Here is a 2,908-nt window from a genome sequence, read left to right on the forward strand (position 1 = left end):
AAATCCTAAAAAATAATGATGTTTCCACTGATGTTTTGGCGGAAGAGGTTGTTGCAGGAGAAGGTGGAGAGCTTTCTAAGGAATGGAATATCAATGGTGAAGTTGTGACCTTAGGTGTTTCCAGAGTATAAATAGTTGTGGCTATAATATTTGTTGAATGACAAAGGGATGTTACAAATAAATAGAATACGTTATATTTAAATTTTAGGGGTATCCGTTTACGGATACCTCTTTCCTTTCGTAAATATAGCGAGTGATTAAATCACTTTACAGCATATCACTTTTCAGATATAGTTAGTTATGTATACATAGATTGGAAAGGAGTTGTATTATGGGCTTTTCACTGGATATGAGTGTACCAATTCTTACGGTGTTTTTTCAAGGGCTGCTTAGCTTTTTTTCCCCATGTGTATTGCCTTTGGTTCCTCTATATATCAGCTATTTATCAGGAGGAGCGAAGACAGTTTCAGCGGAGGGAACCATTGAATACCCTAGAAAACAAGTGTTGCTAAATACAGTTTTCTTTGTTTTGGGTATCAGCTTTGCATTTTTTGTATTAGGACTTGGCGTTACTTCATTGGGGAGTTTTTTTAATGATAATCGTATGATGTTTGCAAAAATCAGTGGTATTATTATGGTCTTTTTTGGACTGTATCAATTAGGGCTTTTTGGCCGTTCTGGAACGATTGAGAAAGAACATCGTATTCCTTTACGCCTTGAACGTTGGACCATGGGGCCTTTATCGGCTCTGCTTTTAGGATTTACCTTCAGCTTTGCATGGACGCCTTGTGTGGGGCCTGTGCTAGGAAGTGTCTTGCTTATGGCGGCATCTGGTTCCTCTGGGGCAGGATTTGCTCTGATCGGGGTTTTTACCTTTGGATTTATTTTGCCATTTTTAGCAGTAGGATTGTTTACGCAAAAGGTACTGGTTTTTTTCAAAGAGCATCAGTCTGTGGTACGTTATACCGTAAAAATTGGTGCTATACTGATGCTTGTAATGGGCGTTATGACCTTCACGGGATTTATGAATGGATTTACAAGCTATCTATCGGGAAGCACGTCAACGAAGGAAGAGAGCATAGTGCCAGATGGGTCAGCTCAACCTGAGGGGCAGAAGGAAACTACCGATGCCTCATCCCAGCCTGCTGAACAGGAACAGGAGACTATAGTTGCGCCTGATTTTACATTGATAGATCAATTTGGGAATGGGCACACGCTTTCTGAATATAAAGGAAAAACAGTTTTCCTTAATTTTTGGGCCACTTGGTGCCCTCCTTGCCGGGGAGAAATGCCACATATTCAGGAGCTGTACGAAGAGTATGGTTTGAATCAAGAGGATGTTGTTATACTTGGTGTGGCGGCGCCAAATCTGGGCAGGGAAGGTAGTAGGGAAGATATTATTTCTTTCTTAGATAAAAATGAATATTCTTTCCCTGTTGTAATGGATGAAAGCAGCGAAATTTTTGACCAATATGGAATCAGGGCATTTCCTACTACTTTTATGATTGATGAGAGTGGAGCAATTTATGGATATGTGGAAAGTGCTATGGAAAAAGCTACAATGAAGCGAATCATAGTTGAAACAAAGGAGAATGGAAAGAGCAGTACTGAATCAGGTCAGACAGAATAGAAAAAATATAATTGATTGCAAAGGGATGTTCCATGTGTCTAAGTCCACAGGAATGTCCTTTTTCAATGGAGTTATAATGAGTTGTTTGTCTATGAATAACAAAAAAAGTCATTCACATATACCATAAAGATCGGTAAAGTTATTGTATTTATGGAGTTTAAAAGTATTGCCAAAGGCAGGGGTGGATTTCTATCACCATGCAGTATGCTGACTGTGGAAAAGTTTATTAGGAAAAACAAAAACGTCACCAGAAGGGGTGACGTTTTAGAGGGATTTAAATTATATTTAGTAAAGAGGATAGACTACATCCTTCCATCTTCCTTCATTTTGGTGTACAAAATTTGTTCTACAGAAACGCCTTGCCACTGGCCGTAAATATAGCGTTTTCTGATGGAAAGATAGAAAACGATTCCGATTGCAGTCCAAATACCTAAGATGATAAAGGATGGAGCGGACAAGAAACCGGGCATGCCTGGAACGAAAGTAATGATCAAAAAGATGGAAGAAACAGCAACGCCTAATATGCTAAGCCACATTTGACCTTTATCACCATCTCTTTTTGCAACCTTAGCAGCGGATGCACAAGTATATGTAAAGCCCAATGCTGCTCCAACGCAGGTCATGTCAACAATCCATGCCAATACTTGGCGGCCGAACCAAGGCGCAATCAAAGCCAGAATCATCATGAAGAAAATACCATTTTTAGGTGTTCCTTGAGGTGTGAGGTGTGCAAACTTTTTGGGTAATGCATCCGCATAAGCCATGGAGTACAGAAGGCGGCTGGAGGCAATATAGAAACCGTTCATACTGGCAACAACTGCGCACAGCATTGCAATGCCTATAAAGATAACGCCGATATAACCGATTGATTTCATCACCATGTCTCCAGTTGCCCAGTCGGGATTGGATGCCAACATGGGAGCCCAAGGATTCACAACTGAAGTAATGAAAACAACAGATGAATAGATAATACCACCAACCAAGATTGCTGCAACCATTAAGCCGAGTGCGGCCTTATGAGAGAAGCTGTATTCCTCCGCGGCTTGAGGGATGCAGTCAAAGCCAACGAAGCAATAGGGTGCAAAGGCTAACACTGCTAGAATAGAAGAAGTTTTTGATTGTCCTTCCAAAAAGAAGGGTTTCATATTGTTAAAATCGGGTTTTGTTAATAGTACGCCAATTAATGCAAACATTACTGATGCGAATAAGGCTACTGCCACTAGAGTTTGAAACCAGCCGGCACTTTTAATGCCACGCATATTCACTATCCCTACCCCG

At 40.6% G+C, this 2,908-nt stretch carries 2 protein-coding genes; one reads left to right on the top strand and one right to left on the bottom strand.

Features of this window, described 5'->3' with window-relative positions:
* Positions 1-331: 331 nt before the first annotated feature.
* Positions 332-1,630 carry a cytochrome c biogenesis protein/redoxin gene (locus RTK36_RS04885; protein ID WP_312044883.1) on the top strand — a complete coding sequence of 433 codons (1,299 nt, stop codon included), beginning with the start codon at positions 332-334 and terminating at the stop codon, positions 1,628-1,630.
* Positions 1,631-1,932: 302 nt separating this feature from the next.
* Here the strand turns inward: RTK36_RS04885 and RTK36_RS04890 are convergent.
* Positions 1,933-2,908 (bottom strand): APC family permease (locus tag RTK36_RS04890; protein WP_312044885.1); only part of this gene is annotated, 976 nt, incomplete at its 5' end.

It is taken from the genome of Anaerotignum sp. (assembly GCF_031981185.1).
In the GTDB taxonomy this organism is placed as follows: Bacteria; Bacillota; Clostridia; order Lachnospirales; family Anaerotignaceae; genus Chakrabartyella.

Bases quoted from the DNA above. Each gene is read 5' to 3' on its own strand.
- RTK36_RS04885 (WP_312044883.1), top strand. From the start codon at position 332: ATGGGCTTTTCACTGGATATGAGTGTACCAATTCTTACGGTGTTTTTT.